Source organism: Peribacillus sp. Bi134, from assembly GCF_918698065.1.
In the GTDB taxonomy this organism is placed as follows: Bacteria; Bacillota; Bacilli; order Bacillales; family DSM-1321; genus Peribacillus.
Genome location: NZ_CAKKLN010000005.1, coordinates 389,434 through 414,827, shown reverse-complemented (window position 1 = coordinate 414,827; position 25,394 = coordinate 389,434). Strand labels below are relative to the sequence as shown.

Sequence of the window (25,394 nt, the reverse complement as noted above, 5' to 3'; positions counted from 1 at the left end):
AAACTATCACCAATATTGCAAGGTGGAAAAATGATAAATGGCCGTATAGAAGATGAGAAAATTAATCAAATTCGCGAAGCTGTTGACATTGTTGATTTAATTGGGGAGTATGTCCAGTTAAAGAAGCAGGGGCGCAATTACTTTGGCCTATGTCCTTTTCATGGTGAAAACTCGCCCTCGTTTTCCGTTTCAACGGAAAAACAAATCTTTCACTGTTTTGGTTGCGGGGCAGGGGGAAATATCTTTACCTTCTTAATGGATATAGAAGGCTACAGCTTTGTGGAATCTGCAAAAGTTTTAGCCGAAAAAGGAAATGTTCCTTTGGATGTTGAAATCAATAAGGATTCCAAGCGTTCTAACATGCCGGCAGGCTCGCAGCAAATGGTCGAGGCACATGACCTGCTGAGGAAGTTTTATCATCATCTCCTCGTTAATACGAAAGAGGGGCAGGATGCTCTCGAATATTTACTTAAACGCGGGTTTACTGAAGAGACGATAGAAAAGTTCCAAATTGGCTACTCTTTGGATTCATGGGATTTCGTGTCCAAGTTTCTTTTAAAACGCGGTTTTCCAGCGGAATACATGGAGCAGGCAGGGCTTATTATTTACAGGGAAAAAGACGAGTCATATTTTGACCGTTTCAGAAATAGAGTCATGTTTCCAATTATGGATCATCAAGGAAATACGATTGCATTTTCAGGAAGAGCGATGGGGGACGATGAGCCCAAATATTTGAATAGTCCTGAAACGCCAATCTTTAATAAAAGTAAAACTTTATATAATTTCCATCATGCAAGACCACACATACGAAAGAAAGAACAAGCAGTCATTTTTGAAGGCTTTGCCGATTGCATTTCAGCTGTTGGCGCAGGTGTGGAGAATGCGGTCGCTACAATGGGTACTGCCCTGACGGACCAGCATATCCAGCTTTTAAAAAGAAATACTGACCAGATACTTATATGCTACGATTCGGACTCAGCGGGATTAAACGCTGCCAATCGTGCAGTTAATATGCTACAGGACCATGAGTTTTCCGTGAAAGTCGCTCTCATGCCTGATAACTTGGACCCCGATGACTACATAAAGGAATTCGGTGAAAAAAGCTTTGTTTCTGAAGTAATAGGGGCCAGTTTAACCTACATGGCATTCAAAATGCATTATTTGCGTCGAGGGAAAAATGTAAATAATGAAGGAGATCGAATTCAATATATCGAAGAAGTCCTTAAAGAAATTTCACGATTGCCCAATGCAGTGGAGAGGGATCATTATCTTCGGCAGCTATCCTCTGAATTTTCCCTATCATTGGATGCGCTGGAACAGCAGCAGCGTCAGGTGTTCTTTACGGAACGCAAGAAGGGGACACTGCCGCAGCCAGCAGCCCAAAAGCAAATGTCCCTGCAATATGAGCATAAGTTAAAGCCTGCTCACCATAATGCTGAAATGAAGTTGATCGCCCATATGCTAAAAAGCAGGGATATGACCTTCAAAATTCAGCAATTGCTTGGACAAACGGTTTTTCATGTAGATGAACATCAGGCAATCATCACCTATTTATATGCGTTCTATGAAGATGGACACGAACCGGATACAAGCTTTTTCCTTACTTATTTACCGGATCCAAACTTGAGAAGGATCGTTTCGGAAATAGAAATGATGTCAGTGAATGAGGAAGTTACCGATAAAGAACTGACCGATTGCATAAATCAAGTGTTGAAATATGAAAAATTGTTAAAGATAAAAGAAAAACAAGTTGAAGAAAAAGATGCAGTTAGGCGAAGTGATTATGTCACTGCTGCAAAAATTGCCATGGAAATCATTAAATTGCGTAAAATGTTGTAGTCGTTTAGGTGTAAGTCCTGGAAGGAGGGGAACTAATGGCTGAAAAACCAGCACGTTCCAAACAAGTTGATAATGAATTTAGCCTTGAACAGGTGAAAGAAAAATTACTAGAGCTAGGTAAAAAACGAGGCTCTTTGACTTTAGAAAAAATCGCTGAAATGATTGGCGGTTTTGAATTGGATTCCGATCAAATGGATGAGTTCTATGAGGTGTTAGCAGAAAACGGCGTCGAAATACTCACTGATGGTGAGGAGGACGAGGATGAAGATGATCCGGATGAGAAGAAGCTTGCAAAAGAAGAAGAGTTTGACTTAAATGATTTAAGTGTTCCTCCTGGCGTTAAAATCAATGACCCAGTACGCATGTACTTAAAGGAAATTGGTCGGGTAGACCTTTTATCGGCAGAAGAGGAAATCTCTCTGGCGACGAGAATCGAAGATGGGGATGAAGAAGCGAAACGCCGTTTGGCAGAAGCTAACCTTCGTCTTGTTGTCAGTATCGCCAAGCGCTATGTCGGACGCGGAATGCTTTTCCTGGATTTGATTCAGGAAGGTAATATGGGACTTATCAAAGCAGTCGAGAAATTTGATTACCGCAAGGGATTCAAATTCAGTACGTATGCAACATGGTGGATTCGCCAAGCGATAACCCGTGCGATTGCCGACCAAGCAAGGACGATCCGGATACCGGTGCATATGGTGGAAACCATCAATAAATTGATCCGTGTCCAAAGACAGCTTCTTCAGGATTTAGGACGTGAACCTTCTCCGGAAGAAATTGCGGAGGATATGGACTTAACACCTGAAAAAGTTCGTGAAATCTTGAAAATAGCTCAGGAACCGGTTTCATTGGAAACGCCAATAGGAGAAGAAGACGATTCACATTTAGGTGATTTCATTGAAGATCAGGATGCAACTTCTCCATCGGAGCATGCAGCATATGAACTATTGAAAGAACAGCTTGAAGATGTATTGGATACTCTTACTGACCGTGAAGAGAACGTCTTGAGACTCCGCTTTGGACTTGATGATGGCCGCACCCGCACTCTTGAAGAGGTAGGGAAAGTATTTGGGGTCACCCGCGAGCGTATCCGTCAAATCGAAGCGAAGGCGCTTCGTAAACTGAGACATCCAAGCCGCAGCAAACGCTTGAAAGATTTCCTGGAATAGAATATATGCCCTTCACAGAGCCCTCTTTGAATGCCCAGCGTTCGGGAGCGGCTCTTTTTTTAGTTCCGATGTAAAAATATCCTATAAAAACAATAATTACCAATACACTGTAAAAAAATTTGAAAGCTAAGTCATAAAAAGAAATGATCATCATGAGGATGTGAGATTCATGGATGAGATGAGAAAGAAAATCATCATTCAAGAAATAAACTCCTGGAAGGAAAGTCGTATGCTTCCGGAGCAATATTGTAATTATCTGCTTGCATTATACTGTCAAGGCGAACTGCCGCCACCCAATTCGGCTAAATCCGGGAGCGTAAAAAACGACATCTTTTCCGGGTTGTTGATTGGGGCCCTTTTTTCATTTATTGTATTTTTGAATTATTTTACTGAAATACCCATAAGAATGCAAATGCTTATCACAACAATTTCAATTCTTGTCTTTGGGCTGGCGGCCCGCCACTTTGCCGGCAGGAAAATCATTTTTCAAATGGCCTTGATGGGAATGGCGCTATCTTTGCTTTTATTAACAGTCAGTTTTGCCGAATTCATGGCACCTGGTCAAGTGAGTATCCTTTATATTTTCCTGTTCATTAATTGCGGACTTTGGATTTTAATGGGCAAAAAACTGAAGCTGCTCCATTTTTCCATAGGGGGAGGCCTGGGAGCAATGGTCACTCTTTACTTTTTTTTTAGGACATTCTAGCGGTTTTAATTAGTGATTTTAGGGTATTATGAAATATATGTAAGAAAAAGTAAAACTGTTTGGAAATATACATAAGTTTTTGACAATTTTAAGAAATTATATAATATCTTCTATTTTTGGGCTTTTACTTGAAACTCTTTTCAAGTAAAATAATATATAGCTGTTTGTATATAATATTAAATATGGTAAGTTTAGGTTCTACATAGGGGAGGAAATACTATGAATCGCAATCCAGTAATGCCTTTTATTATTATCATGGTTTTTGGTATTGGACTTATGTTTTTACTTTCGTTTAAAGGTTTGGGTGATGCCAAAGATCTTGCTAAGGAAAAAGAGGGCGGCGAAAAGACAGAAGAAACAGAAAGTGCCTCAGCATCACCTGAGGACATCTATAAGCAAAACTGTATCTCATGTCATGGTGACGCCTATCAAGGCGGCGTCGGGCCTGCCCTAAAAGGTGTTGGCGATCGTCTATCGGTGGACGAGGTCAAAGAAGTGATCACGAATGGACGAGGTGCAATGCCACCAGGTTTAGTCGAAGAACAGAACATTGACGCCATGGCCGAATATATTCATGGACTGAAATAATTCATGAAACTGACTCAAGAAATCGTTGGAAAGCGAACTTTTTGAGTCAGTTTTTCATTTATTCAGAAAAGGAAGATTCCAGATGGAAAGTTTCTTCTGCCCACTGATTGAAAGAGTCCTTTCTCCTTTCTGTAATTTTTCGATTGAACTTGGTATAATCGAATGGGAAACTAATTATAGTAAGAAATTATTTGAATTAAGAGAGTTGATAAATATGAATCATGAAAAACTATCGATGAGATTAGAACGTGTTGCCATACATATACCAAAAGGAAGCATCCTTGCAGATATAGGTTCCGATCATGCTTATTTGCCGTGCTATGCTGTGACTAACGGCTTGTGTGACAGTGCAATAGCCGGCGAAGTTGTAGAAGGGCCATATCAGTCAGCACGCAAGCAAGTTGCAATGACGGGGCTTGGGGACAAGATAGAGGTCCGTAAAGGAGACGGGCTTGAAGTATTGAAGCCTGATGAAGCGACTTGCATTACGATTGCAGGCATGGGAGGGACTTTAATATCAAGTATATTGGAAAGCGGAAAAGGGAAACTTGGCAGGGCAGAAAGGCTTATCCTTCAGCCAAATGTCGGTGCAGCGAATGTTCGCAGCTGGCTAATGGAAAACGGCTGGGAACTTATTGGAGAGGAAATCCTTGAAGAAGATGGGAAAATCTATGAAATCTTAATTGCCGAAAAAGGGGACCCGCTCCGCCCTTATCTGATAAACAAGCAAGCAGGCCTCACGTTCGGTCCATACTTAAGAGAGCAATTCAGTGACATTTTCATAAAAAAATGGCAGCTAGAGAAAAAACATTTGGAGAGAATCATCGAACAATTGGATGAAAGCGGAAGAAGCGGACTGGAAACGAAGCGCAATGAATTAAAATCCCAAATTTCCGTAATTGAGGAGGTGCTTAAAGGGTGAAGACAGTGAATGGTCACAAAATCATTGAAACGTTTGAACAATTCTCCCCAAAGCATTATGCGATGGAGGGAGATCCGATCGGGCTGCATGTCGGTCAGCTCAATAAGCCGGTTACTAAAGTGCTGATTGCCCTTGATGTGCTGGAAGAGGTTGTAGACGAAGCGATAGAACATGGCGCGGAATTGATCATCGCCCATCATCCGCTTATCTACCGACCATTGAAAAGGATCGATACAAACACTGCTGGAGGCCGCATCATCGAAAAGCTGATCAAACATGATATCGCTGTTTATGCTGCGCATACCAATTTGGATGTCGCTAGGGGCGGAGTAAATGATTTACTTGCCGAAGCGCTGCAATTGCAGGACACAGAAGTATTGATTCCAACTACCGAGACAACTCTAAAGAAATTGGTCGTATATGTTCCAAAGACCGATGCACAAAAGGTGAGGGAAGCCCTAGGTAAGGCAGGGGCCGGAGCGATCGGGAATTACAGCAATTGTTCGTTTTCCGGGGAAGGTACCGGACGCTTCTTGCCAGGTGATGGCAGTGAGCCGGTAATTGGCTCCCAAGGAAAGCTTGAAGAAGTAGCTGAAATGCGAGTCGAAACGATATTCCCGGAAAATATCGAAAAGAAAGTGCTATCTGCGATGATCAAAGCCCATCCATATGAGGAAGTTGCTCATGATATATATAAACTGGAGAATAAAGGGGAGTCTCTTGGCTTAGGGAAGATCGGTGTACTTCCTGAAGAAATGACACTTGAACAATTTTCCGAACATGTGAAGCGGACACTTGATGTTGAAAAGGTGCGTGTCGTTGGAGATTTGCAAAGCCCAATCAAAAAAGTGGCAGTGTTGGGCGGAGACGGCAATAAATACTTTACAACAGCGAAGTTCAAGGGAGCTGATGTATACGTTACGGGTGACATGTATTACCATACAGCGCATGACGCGATGATGCTTGGATTGAATATCGTGGATCCAGGCCACAATGTTGAAAAGGTGATGAAAAAAGGGGTGGCACGAATCCTTGAAAAAATGTGCCTCGAAAAGAGCTACGATGTGGAATTCATTCCATCCCGGCTGAATACAGACCCTTTCCAATTCATTTAAATAACACGAAAAAGGCAGCCATTAGTGGCTGCCTTTTTTTTTGTGAAATCATTTCTTCACTTTAATTTTAGGTAAAATTTTATGCAATGGCGTTTTCTTTTCGGTATTCCAAGTCGATTCATCACTTGCTTCATATTGCTCTAGAAATGCGATAACTTCCTTCGTGATCGGAGTTGGTGTGGAAGCCCCTGAAGTGACGGCAACCGTTTCTGCATCTTTTAGCCATTCAAGATTCAACTCGGAAATGTCAGCGATCCGATAAGCGCTCGTGCCGGCAATCTCTTGGGAAACTTGTGCAAGGCGGTTTGAATTATTACTCTTGGGGTCTCCGACTACGATTAAAACATCAGCTTCACCAGCTTGCTCGGCAACCGCTTCTTGGCGAACCTGTGTCGCTAAACAAATTTCCTTATGGACTTCGGCATGTGGAAACTTTTCCTTGACCTTATCCATGATATCCAATACATCCCATTGGCTCATCGTTGTTTGATTGGTAACAATGATCTTATCACTATTCAAAGTCAAGGCTTCCACATCTTCATCCTTTTGAACCAGGTGAACTACATCAGGAGCAACTCCGACAGCACCCTCTGGTTCCGGATGGCCTTTTTTGCCAATATAAATGATTTGATAGCCTTCCGCTTGTTTTTCCCGAATTAAGTCATGTGTTGCGGTAACATCGGGACATGTAGCATCAAGCGTAACAAGACCTTTTTTCTCGGCGATCTTCCTGATCTCAGGTGAAACGCCGTGAGCAGTAAAGATGACGGTTCCGCTGTCCACCTGTTCGATGATATCGTTGCGGTTGCTGCCGTCCAGCGTGATGATGCCTTCTTCTTCAAACGCATCCGTCACATGTTTGTTATGCACAATCATTCCTAAAATGTAAATGGGACGTGGCAAGGTTTTATCTAAAGCCGCATTACGGGCGATGACCATGGCATCGACAACGCCATAACAATAGCCGCGCGGGGAAATTTTAATCACTTTCATCTATGTGTCCTCCTTCAAGGCAAGAAACTCTCACTTTTTATACCTTTCTATTATATAAGACCATAGATGATATTACAAAACATCATATTTACATAAAATCAGTTATTGGTAAATTTTTTGCAGCCTTTAGATATAAAGCTTTGGACCGGATGACCTCTCCCTTTTGGTTTCGGTATGGACTTGGGCGATAGGGTTAGCTTCTTTAGCTTTTTCTTTTTTCTTCGAATCCGTTTGTACCACACTGTTTTTTTGTACCTCAACATTTGGCTCGCTTTCAACGGAAACTCCCTGATCCTCGTTATCACTGGCTGATGAAATGCTCCGGAAAACTTTCCACATGGAAGGCAGGTTTTTAATCACTGGTCCGTATTGTTCCACCATAGGTGTGAATTGTTCCGCCGCTTGCAATACTTTTTGCGTGTTGGAAAGCATGTTATTAAGGGACTCTGGGTTTTTTAATGTTTCTAGTATACCGCCTCCGCTGCTTCTTGAAGAACTTTGATTAGAGGTACCGGCTGGCGCAAATAAATTTGGCGCAGCTGCTTTTTGTTTTGACTTACCGAGTATTTTTGACAATAACCCTTCTTTCTTCGCTGGCGGCATCTCCTGCCGCTGCGGTTGGTTGAAGGGGCCGCGGAAACCTTGAGGTCCCTGTGGCATCTGCCCTCTGTTTTGTACCATCGGCCGCTGCATCTGCTGATAAGGGTGGGGGATTTGCGGTGACTGTCTCAATGGAGCAGGGTGCTGCTGCATCCTTCGGCCATTGGGTGGCTGAAAACCGGGTCCGGGTTGACGATTTCTATTTGGGAACATAGGTTTCACCTCCTCAGATTTTATATGCTGGTGTAATCTTCTATATAAATTATGCAACTCGACAAAAAAGGTTTGAGGAAAGAGTGACTGGGCAGTTGTGAAGTAACCGGAAAGAAGGTAAGATGGTAACGGTAGTCTTTTAGCTCCATGTCTGCGGGGGATACGCTATGACCAGGACAGGGGCTTTTCGTTTGCAAGAGTCCATTTTAAGAGAAAACCTCAGCGCTTGCGCTTTTGTTAAGTAAATGGGACACATTGAAAAAAGTAGATGGCCTGCCCCAATATGGGTCAATCCCTATTTTCTTCACGAGCAACCCAGGCGCTTGCGCTTTTTGTGTAATCCAGCTTCAGCGCCTAGCTCGTTGTGAAAAAGATGATCGCCCTCATAAGGCAAAAAGCGCCTTATGGGTCAATCCCTATTTTCTTCACGAGCAACCCAGGCGCTTGCGCTTTTTGTGTAATCCAGCTTCAGCACCTAGCTCGTTGTGAAAAAGATGATCGCCCTCATAAGGCAAAAAGCGCCTTATGGGTCAATCCCTATTTTCTTCACGAGCAACCCAGGCGCTTGCGCTTTTTGTGTGAAATTTATTATAATAACAGGACATGTCTAATGACTGACAGGATAAAGGAGTTTTTTGATGAAACAAAATCAATTTGAACGATTTAATTTGAAAAGCTACATTCTAGATGCGGTTCGTACTTTAGGGTTCGATAAGCCGACGGAAATTCAAGAGCGCGTGCTTCCGTCGCTTTTAAAGGGAAGTAGCTTAATTGGACAGTCGCAGACAGGAACAGGGAAGACACATTCCTATTTGCTGCCGATCATGAACAGGCTTGATGCCGGTAAGAATGAGGTTCAAGCGATTATTTCCGCACCAACCCGTGAGTTAGCGAACCAAATCTACAAAGAAGCTTTGAAAATTGCTGACCATTTCCCTGAGGATGAGCAGATTCAAGTCCGTTGTTTCATCGGTGGTACTGATAAACAGCGAATGATAGATAAATTGAAGACACAGCCGCAATTGGTAATCGGTACACCGGGCCGGATCAAGGACTTGGTTGCAGCTCAGGCATTACAGGTTTATACAGCAAAAATGCTTGTAGTCGATGAAGCGGACCTTATGCTAGACATGGGCTTCATTGAAGATGTCGATATATTTGCATCACGTATGGCTGAAAAAATTCAAATGCTTGTCTTTTCGGCAACCATCCCAGAAAAATTGAAGCCGTTTTTAAATAAATATATGGAGAATCCAAAGTATGTTCAAGTGAATCCCAAGCAGGCGACCGCTTCGAAAATTGAACATGTTCTCGTACCGATTCGTCACCGTAACAGAGAGCAGTTACTTCATGATATCATCGTTCGTTATAATCCATATTTGGCGATTATTTTCACAAACACAAAAAAAATGGCGGATCATGTGGCTAACTCCTTGATTGAAAAAGGGTTGAATGTCGGCCGTATTCATGGTGATTTATCGCCTCGTGAGCGTAAAAAAATGATGAAGCAAATCAATGATCTGGAGTATCAATTCATCGTTGCGACAGATCTGGCTTCCCGTGGAATCGATATTGAAGGTGTAAGTCATATCATTAACTATGAATTGCCTTCAGATTTGGATTTTTATATCCATAGGACGGGAAGGACGGCTCGTGCCGGATATTCAGGCATTGCCACTACCATTTACGATACATCCGATGAAGATTCACTGAACCGCCTTGAAAAAATGGGCATTGAATTCCGTGATGCGGATATCCAAAACGGTGATTGGGTTGATATCGATGAACGTAATAAACGGAAAAACCGTAAAAAACAAAAATCTGATATCGATGTTAAAGCGAGCAGGCACGTCAAGAAGCCAACTAAAGTCAAGCCAGGATACAAGAAGAAAATTCAACGAGATGTGGAAAACTTTAAAAAACGTGAACGTCGTATACAGAGAAAGAAATAGGGGAGAAATCAGATGCTGAAGATCGGATCGCATGTTTCAATGAGCGGGAAAGGTATGCTACTTGCTGCGAGTCAAGAAGCGGCTTCGTATGGCTCCAACACATTCATGATCTATACAGGGGCCCCTCAAAACACAAGACGTAAAAAAATCGAGGATTTAAATATCGAAGCCGGAAGACTGCATATGGAGGAGAATGGAATCAGCGATATCGTAGTCCATGCCCCGTATATCATTAATATAGGAAATACAACGAATCCAGCCACATACGAGCTTGGAGTCAACTTCTTACGCAGCGAAATCGATCGGACCGAAGCCATTGGCGCAAGGCAGATCGTACTACATCCAGGTGCGCATGTTGGTGCAGGCAGTGAACTGGGTATCAAGAGAATCATCGAAGGTTTGAATGAGGTGCTGACTGCCGACGATAAAGTTCAGATTGCCCTTGAAACGATGGCAGGCAAAGGGTCTGAATGTGGCAGGTCTTTCGAAGAGCTGGCGATGATCATTGATGGTGTTACCCATAATGAAAAACTATCGGTTTGCTTCGATACTTGCCATGCTCACGATGCCGGATATAATATCATCGAGGATTTTGATGGCGTACTGAATGAATTTGATAAATTGGTCGGTGTTGACCGCATCAAGGTCCTTCACATAAACGATAGCAAAAATGAACGCGGCATGCGCAAGGACCGCCATGAAAACATTGGATTTGGTCATATTGGTTTTAAGGCGTTGAATGCTATTGTTCACCATCCGCAATTAAGCAGTGTTCCGAAAATCCTGGAAACACCTTATGTAGGGGAAGACAAAAAAGACAAAAAGGCACCATATAAATTTGAAATTGATATGTTCAAGAATAATCAATTTGATGAAGATTTATTGGATAAGATCAGATCTCAACAATAATCATAATAGGGACGATTCATCGAAAAAGATGAATCGTCCTTTCATTTGCATAAGTATGCTCAGATAAAGCTGCAGCTGGCTTAAGATCTCTAAAAAGTGGAAGTAAGGTTGTTGAAGAGGGATTCTATTTCCCTGGCTGTGCTTGCTCCGGCAACTTTTGTAATTTGACCAAGCACGTTCTGTCTTTGACGTATATCAAAAATGTTAATATTTTTACCTGCTAGAAGTGCAGTGATATCCTGTGCTTGTTTTTGAGTGAGTGCAACCTTATGCTGTTTAGCAAGGGAAAGCAGTTCATCGGGGCGAATACTGTTGATTTTATGATTGACCATCATTTCAAATAATTTCAAACGATCTCCTCCTTTGTTAAAACATATGAAGGAGGAAGACGTATGTGAACATGAAACTTTGTTTGATTACGGTAAGTTTGGTTCAGCTCACACTTTTTTGTGGTTCAGGGCGTACCGGCACTTGTTCAGAGGACCGGTTTCTTTACATCTTGGCTTCTTTGATTTATACTAACGATTGTTAATCGTAATGATTCTTAAAAAAATAGGTGATCTCTTTGGATAATGTAGTAAACCCCATAGTTAAATTTGAAGATATATCTTACAAATATACAAAAGATCTAGTGCTGGAACATGTTTCTCTTGAAATCCCTAGAGGGGCCTTCTTAGCAATCGTTGGGCCTAATGGATCCGGTAAGTCAACGCTTTTGAAGTTGCTGCTTGGTCTGTTCAAGCTCCAAAAGGGAAAGATTGAAATTTTCGGGGAAGACATACGACGCTTTAAAGATTGGCAAAAGGTCGGTTTCGTTTCCCAAAAGGCCAACTCTTTCAACTCTGGGTTTCCTGCCACAGTTTTTGAAGTGGTTCAGAGTGGTTTGACCAAAAAAATCGGCTTGTTTAAGTTTGCAGGCAAAGAGGATAAGCAAAAGGTGAAGAAGGCTCTGGAATCCGTGGATATGCTTGAATATCAGAACCGCAATATCGGGGAATTGTCCGGAGGCCAGCAGCAGCGGGTGTTCATTGCCCGGTCACTGGTCAGCGAACCGGAATTGATGATATTGGATGAGCCTACGGTTGGCGTTGATTCAAAAAACGTCCACCAATTTTATGAAATGCTTGAGATGTTGAATGAAAAATTAGGTATAACCCTGATTTTAGTAACTCATGATGTTGGTACTGTGACCGATAAAGTCACACATGTCGCCTGTTTAAATAAAAAGCTTCATTTTCACGGGGATGCCTGTGAATATAATGAGCTGGATGAAGGTGAGCTCTCGTCCATTTATGGACATGGGGTCCAATTTTTAAATCATGATCATTAATATGTTTTGGAGGATAGCCCAATGATATCGGGGATATTGCAATTTGAATTTTTGCAGAACGCATTTTTGACCGGAATCATCATCGGAGCGATTGCGCCATTAGTGGGCGTTTTTGTCGTGGTAAGGCGGATGTCGATGATTTCCGATGCGCTAAGTCATGTAGCGCTTGCTGGGATAGCGTTTAGTTTATTGCTGCAGAAGAGCTTTCTATCTTTAGCAGGATTGAATCCACTTTATATAGGAATGGCCTTTTCTGTAGGTGGTTCATTATTCATTGAAAAATTAAGAGGGGTGTACAAGCATTATCAAGAGCTTGCAATCCCGATCATAATGTCAGGCGGCATGGGTCTCAGTGTCATTTTCATATCCATTGCAGATGGTTTCAATACGGATTTATACGGTTATTTATTCGGCAGTGTCAGTGCCGTCAGCCGGGCGGACTTATATGTCATTTTGGCAGTGGGGATAGTCGTAGCCTTGATGCTCACCCTATTATATAAAGAACTATTTCTGTTATCTTTTGATGAAGAGCATGCGAAAGCGTCCGGAATACCTTATAAAGCGATTCATTTTATTTTTATTGTAATGGTCGCATTGGTCATTGCCGCTTCCATGAAAATCATTGGCATATTACTTGTTTCTTCACTTATGACGCTCCCGGTAGCTGCTAGTCTCCGCTTTGCAAAGGGTTTTAAGCAGATGATTGGATATTCGGTCTTATTCGGTGAAGTGTCTGTCATAGGCGGATTATTCTTATCATATAACCTTGACCTTGCTCCTGGCGGGACCATTGTAATAATAGCTGTACTAATTCTCATCTTGTCAATTTTGTTTGATAAGTGGAAAAATCGATAGATGGGGTGATGTAATGAACGTAACTACTGCCATGCAACTATTAAAAGATAAAGGTTTTAAGCATACAGGAAAGAGGGAAGAAATGCTGCAGCTTTTCTCTTCCAGCGATAAATATTTAACGGCCAAAGATGTATTGGAGAATATGAAACAGGATTATCCAGGTTTAAGCTTCGATACGATTTACAGAAATCTTTCCTTATTTGTAGAACTGGGCATCTTTGAAGCGACCGAGTTGGAAGGGGAAAAGCGTTTTCGTTTTACATGCGGTCATTCTTCCCACCATCACCACTTCATCTGTTTAAATTGTGGAAAAACGAAAGAAATCGAACTGTGCCCGATGCAGGAACTCCAGGAAAGCTTGAAGGACTACGATGTTTCGGGTCATAAATTTGAAATTTACGGACGCTGTCCCGCATGTAGCGTATCTTTGGATGCATAAAAACCATTGACCTCCAGTCAATGGTTTTTTCTTGTCTCATTTTATAGTTACCGGTTGCCCTGACATCCAATTATTCACCCATGCAGATGCTTCTTGCCAATTGTTGACCCGAATCACCCTTTCAGGCACGGGATCTTGGTTGTAAGGAGTATTAAATAAAATCACGGGTATTTTACACTCTTCCGAAATCGCCACTGCATTATCGTGCTTGTCCTCTAAAAAGAGATCGACTTCGAATTTTTTGGCTGCAGCCACTTTATCGTGTGAGCCTACAAGCTCAATATGATCATATAGGACTTCATTCGACGTGAACCAATTTTTGGTTACATCAAATAAACGGTTACTTCTGGCACTTATGAAATAAAGGTTAGCGTGTTCAGTCCATTTTTCCAATACATCTTTCGCACCTTCAGCCAATAATGATTCCGAATAGATGAGTGGCTCGCTCTCAATGAACCATTTAGTGAAATCCTCTCTTGGAACATTCACGAAAGGGAATAAGTCATATTCGGTAATGTCCTCATAAGCTAAATTCAGCTGGAAAGCTTTATTTAAAAAGGGGACCATGGAATCAGGTCTTGTAACAGTCCCGTCTATATCGATGCCAAAACGTTTTTTCATGATGAATCTCTCCCTCATTTGCAATACTTGTAATAGTGTAACATATCCCATCATAGCTTTGGTAAATACCCGTATTTATTTCCAAGATATGAAACCATTTTCACGATGGGATCCGCGATTTTTACATACACTATAAATGCTTCACAAATGAAAGTGAGGGATGCACGAATGGAAAAAGATCAATACTCCAGTATTGACGACGAAATGCAATTGGCGAAAGAGGGCAGTGAACCAACCGTTGTGGATGATCAGCATCATGAGCGGTATTATAATGAAGATACACCTGAAGATGACAGACGATATGAAAGTCGTGGGACCATAACCAATATGGATAACCGGTATCAGGAAGAAACGTCTGCCGAAATTTCAACACCGCCTCAGAGAATCAGGTCATATAAAAATGATGGACGTGCAGAGGATAATGGTTCTGGGGATGTGGCATCAAGAGGGAAAGCGATTGGTGTCATAGCTTTGATCATCTCCATTATATCTTTATTCACGATGCCCTTCATTTTAGGGATTGTGGGTATCATTGTAGGGATAGTGGCCAGAAGCCGGGGATCGAACTTAGGTACTTGGGCCATCGTCATTGGTGCAATCTCCATCATCGTTGGCATATTCATCCTGCCATTCTTTTAAACACCATTAAAACCCTTTGATGTCATTTTCCGAAATGCATCAAAGGGTTTTTTCAAATGGTATAAAACAAAAAATCCCGATAATGAAACATCGGGATTCTTTGTTTTATTTATTTAGTAAAGCTGCAGCAGCAGCTTCGGCTCTTTGTTTTTCATAGTACTCTTCAGCGATTTTGTCAATTTCTTTTTTAAGTTCCTCGACCATCGTCTCTTCAGGCACTTTACGAACAATTTGACCTTTTCTAAACAGTAAACCTTCACCTCGGGCCCCGGCAATGCCGATATCAGCCTCACGGGCTTCTCCAGGGCCGTTTACCGCACAACCAAGCACTGATACCTTGATTGGCGCTTTGACCGTCTGGATGTACTCTTCAACTTCATTGGCGATGGAAATCAAATCAATCTCGATTCGTCCGCAAGTAGGGCAGGAAATTAAAGTGGCCATGTTGGAAGCAAGGCCAAATACTTTTAGAAGCTCCCTTGCCACCTTCACCTCTTCGACAGGATCGGCACTTAAGGAAACACGCATCGTGCTTCCGATGCCCTGACTTAGGATGGCACCTAGTCCGGCAGCGCTTTTTACGGTTCCTGAAAATAGCGTACCTGATTCCGTGATCCCAAGATGTAAAGGATAATCGAATGCTTTCGAAGCTTTTTCATATGCCTCGATGGCTAAATTCACATCGGAAGCCTTCATGGAAACGATAATGTCATGAAAGTCCAGATCTTCCAGGATCTTAATATGGTGTAAAGCACTTTCTACCATTCCATCAGCAGTCGGGAAGCCATATTTCTCGATGATTTTCTTCTCTAGAGAACCAGCATTGACCCCGATGCGAATTGGTATTCCTTTAGCCTTCGCAGCTTTCACTACTGCTTCAACCTTTTCACGGCGACCGATGTTACCAGGATTAATCCTGATTTTATCAGCTCCGCCCTCGATTGCCTTCAGAGCAAGTTTATAATCGAAATGAATATCGACTACAAGAGGGATGTTTATCCGTTTTTTTATCTCAGAGATTGCATCAGCTGCCCTTTCATCCGGACAGGCGACACGTACGATTTGACATCCAGCTTCTTCAAGGCGAAGAATCTCTGCAACCGTTGCTTCAACATCATGTGTTTTTGTCGTTGTCATGCTTTGTACGATAACTTCATTATTGCCGCCAATCGTTAAGTTTCCGACTTTAATTGGCCGCGTCTTGGTGCGATGTATGATTTCACTCAAGTGGAATTCTCTCCTTTAGGAAAAAATCAGTTTTGATTTTTAATTTGTTTCTCTGAAATATTGTATCAATGTACATACCGCTTGACAAGGAAATAGGACGCATAATGTTTTTTCATCACGAGACATCCCCTAATTTCTGGATACAATCGATGCTGGGAAATCCCCTTAATGGTTCTTGTGAAGGGGGAGATTCCTATTATGGGGGTTATTTGTAAACGGGAATCTTATATGTTTTGCCAATCTGCATATCCTCGGGCTTCAATCCTTCATTCAAACTTTGAAAGTCAGTGATGATCGTTTCGATTGGCTGATTGGATCCGCCTTTTTCCGTTTCGACGATGGAAAGTAAGGTATCACCCGGTTTCATGGTAATTTCTTTATAGGCGGCAGATGGTGCGGATGCAGGCTTGCTGGCCGGGACGGCCTGTTCGCCTGTAGAGGCCGGTGGATGGGAAGCCGGCAGGGTACCCGTAGTCATATCAAAATAAATAATAAATAAAGTGAAACAGAATGAGATAAAAAGCAGTAGCCGTTTCAATTTTCCATCCTCCCAAGCTTGTCTTTAATTCATCTATACTTGGAGGGGGCAAAAAATATGCCTAAAAATGGGCAATTCTTCAAATGGAATATGAGAGTGGCCATTCAAATTTTTCTATTTCATTTGAGTATCATCCTTATTATTTGAATGAGTGTTAAGAAAGGAGCGAATTTCCTTTGGGGTCAGACCACTCTTTTTTGCCTCTATTATGAGTAGCAACCACTGTACATCAATATGACTCTCCTTCACATCTATCACCTCTTAATTACTATTTCAACCATAAGTATAGGAATAACTTAGTGAGTATTTTGTCGAATTAAGTAGATTAAAAAAATGATGACTGTAGTCATATGCTGCAAAGGCATGGATTACCCGATTTTATTTAAGCAAAAAGAGCCGGACCCGGTGGTCGAATTAAATGGGGTTCTATCTGAATTTTAAAAAAGTTGATTGGAACAGGTTTGCGAGACTCCTGCGGGAAAGCGTGTATTAGGGAGACCCCGCAGGCGCAAAGACCGCCCTGGTTCCAATCAACGTTCAAATTTTACAAAGCCTTAAAAGACTGTAGGGAAGCTCGATTCTCATCGAGCTTCCCTACAGTCTGAGTCCAATCTTATTAATGTCAATTTCCGATCTTATTGGCTGATGTTTCTTTAATCGATAAGAATAACATCATCAATGTCACAAACCAGCTAATGATGGAAGCGAACGGTACCATTGCTTGAAAAGCATCCATGATGGCGAAGAATACCGTGGCAAGCGTTATGCTGTAAGCACCGATTCTCCATAGATGCCTATAGGAAAGAGGACGGCCAAGAGCATTTTTGAAAAAAAGACCGAAAGCGGCAAGGATTGTCACTTTAATGAAGATACCGCTAGCAGTAAACAGGTATAATATAAGTAGAAGCAATGGAAGGATAATAGGCAGCACAGATTCAACTGAATCAAGCCAAGTGGATATTTCCTTATTATCTCCCTCCAGAACTGAATATGGAGAGGATTGCACATTGCCTCCGGATACGAAAACCAGATCAGACTTTAAAAGCGCGACAGCTTCATCAGCTTTAGTGGCTACATCTTCCGGGGTCAAAGCTCCCGTGCCATCTACAAAAATTTGATATCCGTTTTTATTCAGGCTAAACGGCTCATCTTGTTCAGTTGTCAACGTGCCATTTTTGATTTCAAATGCCGGTAAGTCTTCGGATACTGTTTCGTGCATCGCATCTATCCCGTTAACTATCATTGTCCCGAAATAAAAAGCTGAAGGGAGAAAGGCGATGAGACTTATAAAGAAAACGAATAATATCGTTTTCCCGATACCTTGGTTTTGAAAGGAAGCGATATCTTTAGGAGAATACAAGCTTACCCATAGTTGTTTGAATATGTTCAATGTTTTCAGCACCTAACTATATAAGATTCCTAACCAATTTTAACTATATGGGAAAAATAAAACAACCTGTATTCTGCTTCATTGGTTTCAACCATCAGTAATGAGGTAATTATGGAGAGATAAAGTCAAATTATATAAAATGAGAAAGGGGTGTGTTAATGATGGATACACTATTTTGGATAATAATTACCCTCATGTTCATAATGGGGTTTGTCGGTCTGATTTTTCCAATCATCCCAAGTGTTTTATTCATTTTCGGCGGAATATTGCTATATGGACTATTTTATTCTTTTGAACCATTTGGCTGGTTTTTCTGGACGGTCCAAATTTTATTCGTCATCCTTTTATTCGCAGCTGATTACATTGCGAACATGGTCGGGGTCAAAAAGTATGGAGGCACGAAAGCGGGAATTTGGGGCAGTACGATTGGGCTTCTGGTCGGGCCATTCGTGATCCCGTTCCTCGGAATACTAATAGGACCATTCATCGGGGCATTCCTGGCAGAAATCCTAGTACATAAAAAAGACCCGGTCACTGCTTCGAAAATCGGCCTTGGTTCCGTTGTAGGCTTTATAAGCAGCGTCATCACAAAAGGAATCATCCAAGTTTTGATGATTGGATATTTTTTATTCGTGGTATTCTCATAGGAAATATAATCGAAAAATGAAAAATTGAGGCATAAGGTTTGAAACGGTTACAAAAATTTGATACTCTATTTCTAGCGAGCTTTATGTATCTTTCGAGAACTGAAGCCCTCAAAAAATAAAAGCTTACATAGGGAGGAATTTTATTATGGCTTTTGAACTTCCACAATTACCGTATGCATATGATGCATTAGAACCACACATCGACAAAGAAACAATGAACATTCACCACACTAAACATCACAACACATATGTGACAAACCTGAACAATGCCCTAGAAGGTAACCAAGAACTTCTAAGCAAAAGCGTTGAAGAAATCGTCGCTAACCTTGACGCAGTACCTGAAGCTGTTCGTACAGCTGTACGCAACAATGGTGGCGGACATGCTAACCACACTTTATTCTGGGAAATCCTTTCACCTAACGGCGGCGGACAACCGACTGGTGAATTAGCGGATGCTATCACTTCAAAATTCGGAAGCTTTGACAGCTTTAAAGAAGAGTTCGCTAAAGCGGCTACTACTCGTTTTGGATCTGGCTGGGCTTGGCTTGCAGTCAACAATGGCGAGTTGGAAGTAACAAGTACACCAAACCAAGACAATCCATTATCAGAAGGTAAAACACCGCTTCTTGGATTGGACGTTTGGGAACATGCATACTACCTAAACTACCAAAACCGTCGTCCTGAATACATCAATTCTTTCTGGAATGTTGTAAACTGGGATGAGGTTGCAAAACGTTACAGCGCTGCAAAATAATTTGTAATTAAAAAAGACAGGGTTCCTTTTCTGAAAAGGAATCCTGTCTTTTTTTTGTTTCTCTAATCCGAACGGGAACATTGAAGAAAAACTATATAAAGGCAACCCGTATGCTGTTTCGCCAAAAGAAGTGAAAGAAATTCACGAGAAAAAGCTGCGAATAAAGATGGAAATTTACGAGAAACGCACAAATTCACGAGTAAAATCTCGAAACTCACGAGTAAAAGCTCAAAACTCACGAGTAAAAGCCCGAAATTCACGAGTAAAACGCAAAAGTTCACGAGTAAACTCTCCAATTCCTGAGTGAAATCTCGAAACTCACGAGTAAACACTCCAAATTCATGATCATCCCCTTCGTCTTCGCCAATCGAAGAGTTTTCTTTATACTGTTTTTGATATAAAGGGAAAAGATATTAAGGAAAACAGTAAAAGGGCAACTACTTCTCTGTCATCGCCATCCTGGCTCGCCAATCAAAGAGTTTTCTTTACACTGTTTTTGATTTATTCGGGAGAGAACTTTTAAGGAAAACAGTATAAGTGCAACTACTTCTCTGTCATCGCCATCCTGGCTCGCCAATCAAAGAGTTTTCTTTACACTGTTTTTGATTTATTCGGGAGAGAACTTTTAAGGAAAACAGTATAAGGGCAACTACTTCTCTGTCATCGCCATCCTGGCTCGCCAATCGAAGAGTTTTCTTTACACTATTATTAATTTTACTTGAGAGAGAGAGCTATTATGGAAAACAGTATAAGGGCAACTACTTCTCTGTCATCGCCATCCTGGCTCGCCAATCAAAGAGTTTTCTTTACACTGTTCTTGACTTAAAGGGAAAAGCTATTAAGGAAAACAGTATAAGTGCAACTACTTCTCTGTCATCGCCATCCTGGCTCGCCAATCAAAGAGTTTTCTTTACACTGTTCTTGACTTAAAGGGAAAAGCTATTAAGGAAAACAGTATAAGTGCAACTACTTCTCTGTCATCGCCATCCTGGCTCGCCAATCAAAGAGTTTTCTTTACCTTTTTTTACATAAATTCTTTTGTTTTTTCAAACACTAGAGTGGAATTTAAAGGAGAGTTAAAACAATGGGTATTTTAGAGAGATGGTTGGGTGAAGCGGGGGGAAAGAAGGATCTGCACCTCCTTTTGTTTATTGGCGGGCTGTACAGCCTAAGTATTGCTTTATCCAATACATTCGTTAATGTGTACTTGTGGAAACAATCCGGTCAAATTGTTGATATTGCCGTATATAATCTAACCGTGGTGCTTTTTCAACCGCTTACCTTTGTCTTTGCTGGCAGGTTGGCGAAAAAAGTGGATCGAATCATTGTTTTGCGTCTGGGTGTTATCTTTTTGGCCCTATTTTATTTATCAGTCCTATTGGTCGGCACACGGGCAACGGATTTCCTTTGGTTGCTTGGTGGACTGTTAGGAATTGGTTATGGGTTTTATTGGCTTGCCTATAATGTCTTGACTTTTGAGATAACTGAACCGGAAACAAGAGATTTCTTCAATGGTTTTTTAGGGATTTTATCATCCCTTGGGGGAATGGTCGGTCCGATTCTTTCAGGGTTCATCATTTCGAGGCTTGAAAAATTCACGGGATATTCCATTGTATTCGGATTGTCTTTGCTATTGTTTTCCGTTGCGGTGTTTCTTAGCTTTTCGTTAAAAAGACGTCCAGCACATGGCAGATACTGTTTCCTTCGGATATTGCAGGAACGTAAAAATAATCGGAATTGGCTATTGATCACACGTGCTCACTTTTTTCAAGGGATACGAGAGGGCACCTTCATGTTCATCATTTCGATTAACGTTTTCATTCAGACGGATAGTGAACTTGCCTTAGGGAGCTATGGTCTGTTAAATTCGGCCATTTCATTCGTTGCGTATTTTTTTGCTTCACGATATATAAAACAGCCGATGCGAAAAAAGGCCATTCTTATTGGAGGAATCCTGTTGTATGCAGGGGTCTTATTGATTGCATTTGATATCACATTCGGGAAGCTTCTCATTTATGGGGCAATTGTAGCTACCGCTTATCCTATTCTTTTGGTCCCTTATATATCGTTGACGTATGACATTATAGGCCGTGCTTGGAAGGCAGCGGAAATGAGGATTGAATATATCGTTGTCCGGGAACTGTTCGTTCATCTTGGAAGGATCGTATCGATATCAGGATTCATACTTTCCGTCATGTTATTCGACCTAAAGGAAGTACTGCCGATCTATCTGTTAATCGTCGGGGCAGGGCATACCGTGATATATTGGTTTATACGGAAAATCGATATCATTGACCAAGATTGAAAAAGAGGCCTTAGAGGCCTCTTTTCCAATATCAGGACTTACCGTTTTAGGATCTATGAGCCGTAAGTCACTTTTTATGTAAAGTTCGTTAGATGTTTAATATTTCTAGAACACTAAGGTAGAAAAAAATATAAATGTTCTATAGAATGGTATAGGACCTATTATGACTATGTAAAAAGGATGTGTGGCTTAGTGTGAATAAAAAGAAAAAGAAAAAGACGCATGTGCCTTTCAGATTGAATATTCTTTTCTTTTTAGTGTTTGTTTTGTTTTCCGCTTTAATTTTACGCTTGGGTGTTGTACAGATTGTTTATGGTGATGATTACCGGCGTGAGATTGAAAGAACAGAGGAAGTGACCGTGAATAATTCGGTGCCCCGTGGGAAAATGTATGACCGGAATTTAAAATTGATGGTCGATAACCAACCACTGGATGCAATTACATATACACGAAAGCAAGGTACGAAACAAACAGAAATGCTGGAAACGGCTGGGGAACTCGCGAAGTTGATCGAAAAGGAAACAGACAAAGTGACTGAACGCGATAAAAAGGATTTTTGGATTTTGAAGAATCCAAAGCTGGCCGAGAAAAAGATTACCGATAAAGAGCGGAAAAAAGTGGAAGAAGGCGAGATGGAAGAAAGTGATTTGTATAAGCTTCAGCTTGATCGAATTACTGAAGAAGAAACAAAGCTTTCGGATAAAGATTTGGAAGTCCTTGCTATCTATAGGGAATTTGCAAGCGGATATGCCCTTACCCCGCAAATTGTGAAAAACAAGAAAGTAACAAAAGAAGAGTTCGCCAAGGTGAGTGAAAACCTTGATTCGCTCCCAGGAGTCGATGTATCTACAGATTGGGATCGTTTTTATACATATAATAAAACACTTAAATCTGTATTGGGTAAAGTTTCCTCATCTGAAGAAGGGTTACCTAGTGAAAGCCTGAACTACTACCTTGCACGTGATTACAGCCGGAATGACCGAGTAGGAAAGAGCTATATCGAGGCGCAATATGAAGATATCCTCCAAGGGCAGAAAGCGAAAGTAAGGAATGTGACCGATAAATCAGGAAATGTTGTCGATTCCGAAGTGATTACTGAAGGTTCGCGAGGAAAAGATCTTATATTGACAGTTGATATGGATTTACAGCTTGCAACAGAGGAAATCATTGAAAAGCAATTGATTGCCAAGAAAAAAATGGGCAACACCAAATTCTTGGATAGAGCTTTTGTCGTTATGATGGATCCTAATACAGGGGAAATTTTAACGATGGCGGGCAAGAAATATGAGAAGGATTCAAAAACAGGGAAATCTTCCATAGAGGACTTTGCATTAGGGAATATTACGACTTCCTATACAATGGGCTCCTCAGTAAAAGGCGCAACTGTTTTGACTGGTTATCAGCAAGGAGCCATTCAGCCAGGTACATACTTTTATGATACGAAGCTGAAGATTAAGGGTACAAAGGAAAAAGGCTCATATAGTAACTTCGGGAACATTAATGATTTGACTGCCTTAAAAGTATCCTCGAACGTTTATATGTTCAGAACGGCAATTAATATTGCAGGTGCGCATTATGTGCCGAATGAGCCATTGAATATTAGTTCTAGCGCCTTTTCGACCATGCGGAATTCATTTGCCCAGTTTGGCTTGGGTGTCCGCACGGGGATTGATCTCCCGAATGAAATGAGTGGATTCAAAGGTTCGGAAACGTCACCAGGTAAGCTGCTTGACCTCGCTATCGGACAGTACGATACGTACACACCGATGCAGCTTGTGCAGTATGTTTCAGCCATTGCAAATGGCGGTAACCGCATGAAGCCGCATATGGTTAAGGAAATCCGTGATCCTGTTGATAATAATGAGGAATTGGGTCCTGTTGCCGAAGACGTTTCACCAACTGTCCTTAATCGTCTTGAGATGAAGGAAGAATGGATAGAACGTGTGCAGAGCGGTTTCGAGAAAGTTTCGATGGAACAAGGCGGAACAGCTTATACTTACTTTGGGAATAAGTCATATACGGTAGCGGCTAAAACCGGAACGGCGCAAGCGTTCTATGATGGTCCGAACCGAGCGGATTATAGCGAACCTCAAGATACGATGAATATCACGTTGGTTGGCTATGCCCCAGCTAAAAATCCTGAGGTCGCTTTTGCGGTCGTTGTTCCGTGGGCATACCAAGGACATTCAGGCCACAGCATGAGTAAAGAGATAGGTGAAGAAATCATGGATACTTATTTCGAACTGAAAAAAGAACGGGCTAAGAAGGACAAAGAAAATACCGAAACCTCGACTGATTTGAAAGTGGAGAATGGTAAAGACGTTCAAAAGGACCAAGCTGAAGTTAGAAAAAGCCAGGAAAATGAATAAAAGGTTAAAAACACGTTTTTGGGTAAAACCGGAAACGTGTTTTTTTGCATTTTAAGACCTAGATCAGTACAGTTCTTTCGTCTTTACAATTAGCACACAATTATTTACTGAATATTTACATTTGCTTCAAACGGAGTTTACAGTCTAAAAGTATGATGTGAGAGTAGGACAAAATATTCATATAAAATTCTTAGGGGGATTTACAAATGAGACGTTTCAAAGGTATGGCAATGACTGTAATGATGGGTGGAGTAATTGCAGTAGCGGCGGGTTGTGGATCCGATGACACTAAGACAAGCAGCGGTGAAGGAAAAGGATCTGGCCAACTGCAGGGAGAAGTAATTACGGATGGTTCTTCAACGGTCTTTCCGATCATGGAGGCAGTTGCAGAAGAATATATGGCTACACAGCCTGATGTGAAGGTTTCAGTGGGATCGTCAGGAACAGGTGGGGGATTCAAGAAATTCATCGCTGGTGATACGGACCTAGCCAATGCATCCCGCCCGGTCAAAGAAGAAGAAACTGCCTTACTTGATGAAAAGGGAGTTAAATATACAGAGTTGAAACTGGCATTTGACGGTATTTCAATCGTCGCCAATAAAGATAATGAATTCATCGATTCACTAACAGTTGAAGAACTTCAAAAACTGTGGATTGATAATGGAAAGGTGAAGAAATGGTCTGATATACGTCCTGAATGGCCGAACGAAGAAATTAAATTCTACTCTCCGGGAACAGATTCAGGCACATATGATTATTTCAATGAAGTGATCCTTGAAGAAAAACCGATGGTGGAAAATGCTACGCTTTCAGAAGATGATAATGTCCTTGTACAAGGTGTTGAAGGTGATAAAAATGCGATTGGTTTCTTCGGTTATGCCTACTACTCTGAAAATAAAGATAAGTTAAAGATCATTTCCATCGACAACGGCAAAGGTGCTGTAGAGCCAACACATGAAACGATTAAAAGTGGGGAGTATGCACCATTGTCACGTCCACTTTACACATATGTAGCTAATAAGTCGGTAGCTGAAAAAGAACAAGTTGCTGATTATACTCAATTCGTCATTGAAAATGCAGGAGAGCTTGCTGAAGAAGTGGGTTATATCAGCCTGCCGGAAGAAGAGTACCAGAAAGATCTTGATAAATTAAAAGAACTGGAAAAATAAACGATATTACAGGCTACTGAAATCCCGCCTTGACTCGATTAAGGCGGGGGTAACAGCTTGTAAATCCAAATATTGTGTGTCTGAAATGGAGGATGCAAGTTGGAA

At 41.4% G+C, this 25,394-nt stretch carries 25 protein-coding genes; 17 read left to right on the top strand and 8 right to left on the bottom strand.

Annotated elements, in window-relative coordinates; all coding sequences use genetic code 11:
* The first annotated feature begins 33 nt into the window (after positions 1–33).
* The 6 genes from dnaG to LQ188_RS13285 all read left to right on the top strand — a co-directional run bounded on the left by dnaG (position 34) and on the right by LQ188_RS13285 (position 6,339).
* Positions 34–1,839 carry a DNA primase gene (gene dnaG, locus LQ188_RS13310; protein ID WP_101223468.1) on the top strand — a complete coding sequence of 602 codons (1,806 nt, stop codon included), beginning with the start codon at positions 34–36 and terminating at the stop codon, positions 1,837–1,839.
* A gap of 35 nt (positions 1,840–1,874) precedes the next feature.
* Positions 1,875–3,008 carry an RNA polymerase sigma factor RpoD gene (gene rpoD, locus LQ188_RS13305; protein WP_034308477.1) on the top strand — a complete coding sequence of 378 codons (1,134 nt, stop codon included), beginning with the start codon at positions 1,875–1,877 and terminating at the stop codon, positions 3,006–3,008.
* A gap of 169 nt (positions 3,009–3,177) precedes the next feature.
* The gene (locus LQ188_RS13300; protein ID WP_101222592.1) at positions 3,178–3,714 is read left to right on the top strand and encodes a hypothetical protein; all 537 of its coding nucleotides are present in this window, start codon (positions 3,178–3,180) and stop codon (positions 3,712–3,714) included.
* A gap of 219 nt (positions 3,715–3,933) precedes the next feature.
* Positions 3,934–4,302, top strand: a complete 369-nt coding sequence (cccA, locus tag LQ188_RS13295) for a cytochrome c550 (RefSeq protein WP_101222591.1) — start codon at positions 3,934–3,936, stop codon at positions 4,300–4,302.
* 214 nt (positions 4,303–4,516) lie between these two features.
* The gene (locus LQ188_RS13290; protein ID WP_101223467.1) at positions 4,517–5,224 is read left to right on the top strand and encodes a tRNA (adenine(22)-N(1))-methyltransferase TrmK; all 708 of its coding nucleotides are present in this window, start codon (positions 4,517–4,519) and stop codon (positions 5,222–5,224) included.
* Positions 5,221–6,339 carry a Nif3-like dinuclear metal center hexameric protein gene (locus tag LQ188_RS13285; RefSeq protein ID WP_101222590.1) on the top strand — a complete coding sequence of 373 codons (1,119 nt, stop codon included), beginning with the start codon at positions 5,221–5,223 and terminating at the stop codon, positions 6,337–6,339. Before LQ188_RS13290 ends, LQ188_RS13285 begins: the two co-directional genes overlap by 4 nt.
* A gap of 48 nt (positions 6,340–6,387) precedes the next feature.
* Here the strand turns inward: LQ188_RS13285 and LQ188_RS13280 are convergent, their stop codons facing one another.
* Positions 6,388–7,332, bottom strand: coding sequence for a 4-hydroxy-3-methylbut-2-enyl diphosphate reductase (locus tag LQ188_RS13280; protein ID WP_101222589.1), 945 nt, complete (start codon positions 7,330–7,332; stop codon positions 6,388–6,390).
* Between the two features lie 126 nt (positions 7,333–7,458).
* Positions 7,459–8,145, bottom strand: a complete 687-nt coding sequence (locus tag LQ188_RS13275) for a YqfQ family protein (protein ID WP_230177024.1) — start codon at positions 8,143–8,145, stop codon at positions 7,459–7,461.
* Positions 8,146–8,783: 638 nt separating this feature from the next.
* Between LQ188_RS13275 and LQ188_RS13270 the strand changes: the two genes are divergently transcribed.
* The gene (locus LQ188_RS13270) at positions 8,784–10,097 is read left to right on the top strand and encodes a DEAD/DEAH box helicase (RefSeq protein WP_101222587.1); all 1,314 of its coding nucleotides are present in this window, start codon (positions 8,784–8,786) and stop codon (positions 10,095–10,097) included.
* A gap of 12 nt (positions 10,098–10,109) precedes the next feature.
* Entirely contained in the window at positions 10,110–11,006 is an 897-nt protein-coding gene (locus LQ188_RS13265; RefSeq protein WP_230177023.1) for a deoxyribonuclease IV, read from the top strand.
* Between the two features lie 89 nt (positions 11,007–11,095).
* On the opposite strand, the gene LQ188_RS13260 is transcribed toward LQ188_RS13265, so the two are convergent.
* The gene (locus LQ188_RS13260) at positions 11,096–11,356 is read right to left on the bottom strand and encodes a DUF2624 family protein (protein WP_063233031.1); all 261 of its coding nucleotides are present in this window, start codon (positions 11,354–11,356) and stop codon (positions 11,096–11,098) included.
* 215 nt (positions 11,357–11,571) lie between these two features.
* Between LQ188_RS13260 and LQ188_RS13255 the strand changes: the two genes are divergently transcribed.
* From LQ188_RS13255 to LQ188_RS13245, 3 genes are read left to right on the top strand one after another with little or no spacing between them, the layout of a single operon-like run.
* A complete protein-coding gene (locus tag LQ188_RS13255; protein WP_101222585.1) occupies positions 11,572–12,336 on the top strand; it encodes a metal ABC transporter ATP-binding protein in 765 nt (254 codons plus the stop codon).
* 21 nt (positions 12,337–12,357) lie between these two features.
* On the top strand, positions 12,358–13,191 hold the full coding sequence (locus LQ188_RS13250; protein WP_063233033.1) for a metal ABC transporter permease: 834 nt from the start codon (positions 12,358–12,360) through the stop codon (positions 13,189–13,191).
* 13 nt (positions 13,192–13,204) lie between these two features.
* Positions 13,205–13,630 carry a Fur family transcriptional regulator gene (locus LQ188_RS13245; protein ID WP_101222584.1) on the top strand — a complete coding sequence of 142 codons (426 nt, stop codon included), beginning with the start codon at positions 13,205–13,207 and terminating at the stop codon, positions 13,628–13,630.
* Positions 13,631–13,666: 36 nt separating this feature from the next.
* Here the strand turns inward: LQ188_RS13245 and LQ188_RS13240 are convergent, their stop codons facing one another.
* Positions 13,667–14,251 carry a hypothetical protein gene (locus tag LQ188_RS13240; protein ID WP_230177022.1) on the bottom strand — a complete coding sequence of 195 codons (585 nt, stop codon included), beginning with the start codon at positions 14,249–14,251 and terminating at the stop codon, positions 13,667–13,669.
* A gap of 168 nt (positions 14,252–14,419) precedes the next feature.
* Between LQ188_RS13240 and LQ188_RS13235 the strand changes: the two genes are divergently transcribed.
* Entirely contained in the window at positions 14,420–14,890 is a 471-nt protein-coding gene (locus tag LQ188_RS13235; protein WP_230177021.1) for a DUF4190 domain-containing protein, read from the top strand.
* Between the two features lie 105 nt (positions 14,891–14,995).
* On the opposite strand, the gene ispG is transcribed toward LQ188_RS13235, so the two are convergent.
* The 4 genes from ispG to LQ188_RS13215 all read right to left on the bottom strand — a co-directional run bounded on the left by ispG (position 14,996) and on the right by LQ188_RS13215 (position 18,045).
* On the bottom strand, positions 14,996–16,108 hold the full coding sequence (gene ispG, locus LQ188_RS13230; protein ID WP_185116202.1) for a flavodoxin-dependent (E)-4-hydroxy-3-methylbut-2-enyl-diphosphate synthase: 1,113 nt from the start codon (positions 16,106–16,108) through the stop codon (positions 14,996–14,998).
* Positions 16,109–16,322: 214 nt separating this feature from the next.
* Positions 16,323–16,655, bottom strand: a complete 333-nt coding sequence (locus tag LQ188_RS13225) for a hypothetical protein (protein WP_230177020.1) — start codon at positions 16,653–16,655, stop codon at positions 16,323–16,325.
* Between the two features lie 114 nt (positions 16,656–16,769).
* Entirely contained in the window at positions 16,770–16,904 is a 135-nt protein-coding gene (locus tag LQ188_RS13220; protein ID WP_230177019.1) for an anti-repressor SinI family protein, read from the bottom strand.
* A gap of 373 nt (positions 16,905–17,277) precedes the next feature.
* Positions 17,278–18,045, bottom strand: a complete 768-nt coding sequence (locus tag LQ188_RS13215) for a DUF1189 domain-containing protein (protein WP_157831004.1) — start codon at positions 18,043–18,045, stop codon at positions 17,278–17,280.
* Positions 18,046–18,206: 161 nt separating this feature from the next.
* Between LQ188_RS13215 and LQ188_RS13210 the strand changes: the two genes are divergently transcribed.
* From LQ188_RS13210 to LQ188_RS13190, 5 genes are all read left to right on the top strand, one after another.
* Positions 18,207–18,692 (top strand): DUF456 domain-containing protein, encoded by a 486-nt coding sequence (locus LQ188_RS13210; RefSeq protein WP_101222580.1) that lies wholly within the window; start codon positions 18,207–18,209, stop codon positions 18,690–18,692.
* Between the two features lie 145 nt (positions 18,693–18,837).
* Positions 18,838–19,446, top strand: a complete 609-nt coding sequence (gene sodA / locus LQ188_RS13205; RefSeq protein ID WP_034308436.1) for a superoxide dismutase SodA — start codon at positions 18,838–18,840, stop codon at positions 19,444–19,446.
* Positions 19,447–20,530: 1,084 nt separating this feature from the next.
* Positions 20,531–21,751, top strand: a complete 1,221-nt coding sequence (locus LQ188_RS13200) for an MFS transporter (RefSeq protein WP_101222578.1) — start codon at positions 20,531–20,533, stop codon at positions 21,749–21,751.
* A 194-nt stretch (positions 21,752–21,945) separates the two neighbouring features.
* Complete coding sequence (locus tag LQ188_RS13195; protein WP_230177018.1) at positions 21,946–24,120, top strand: penicillin-binding protein 2; 2,175 nt, start codon at positions 21,946–21,948, stop codon at positions 24,118–24,120.
* A 206-nt stretch (positions 24,121–24,326) separates the two neighbouring features.
* Entirely contained in the window at positions 24,327–25,289 is a 963-nt protein-coding gene (locus tag LQ188_RS13190) for a PstS family phosphate ABC transporter substrate-binding protein (RefSeq protein ID WP_101222576.1), read from the top strand.
* Positions 25,290–25,394 lie beyond the last annotated feature (105 nt).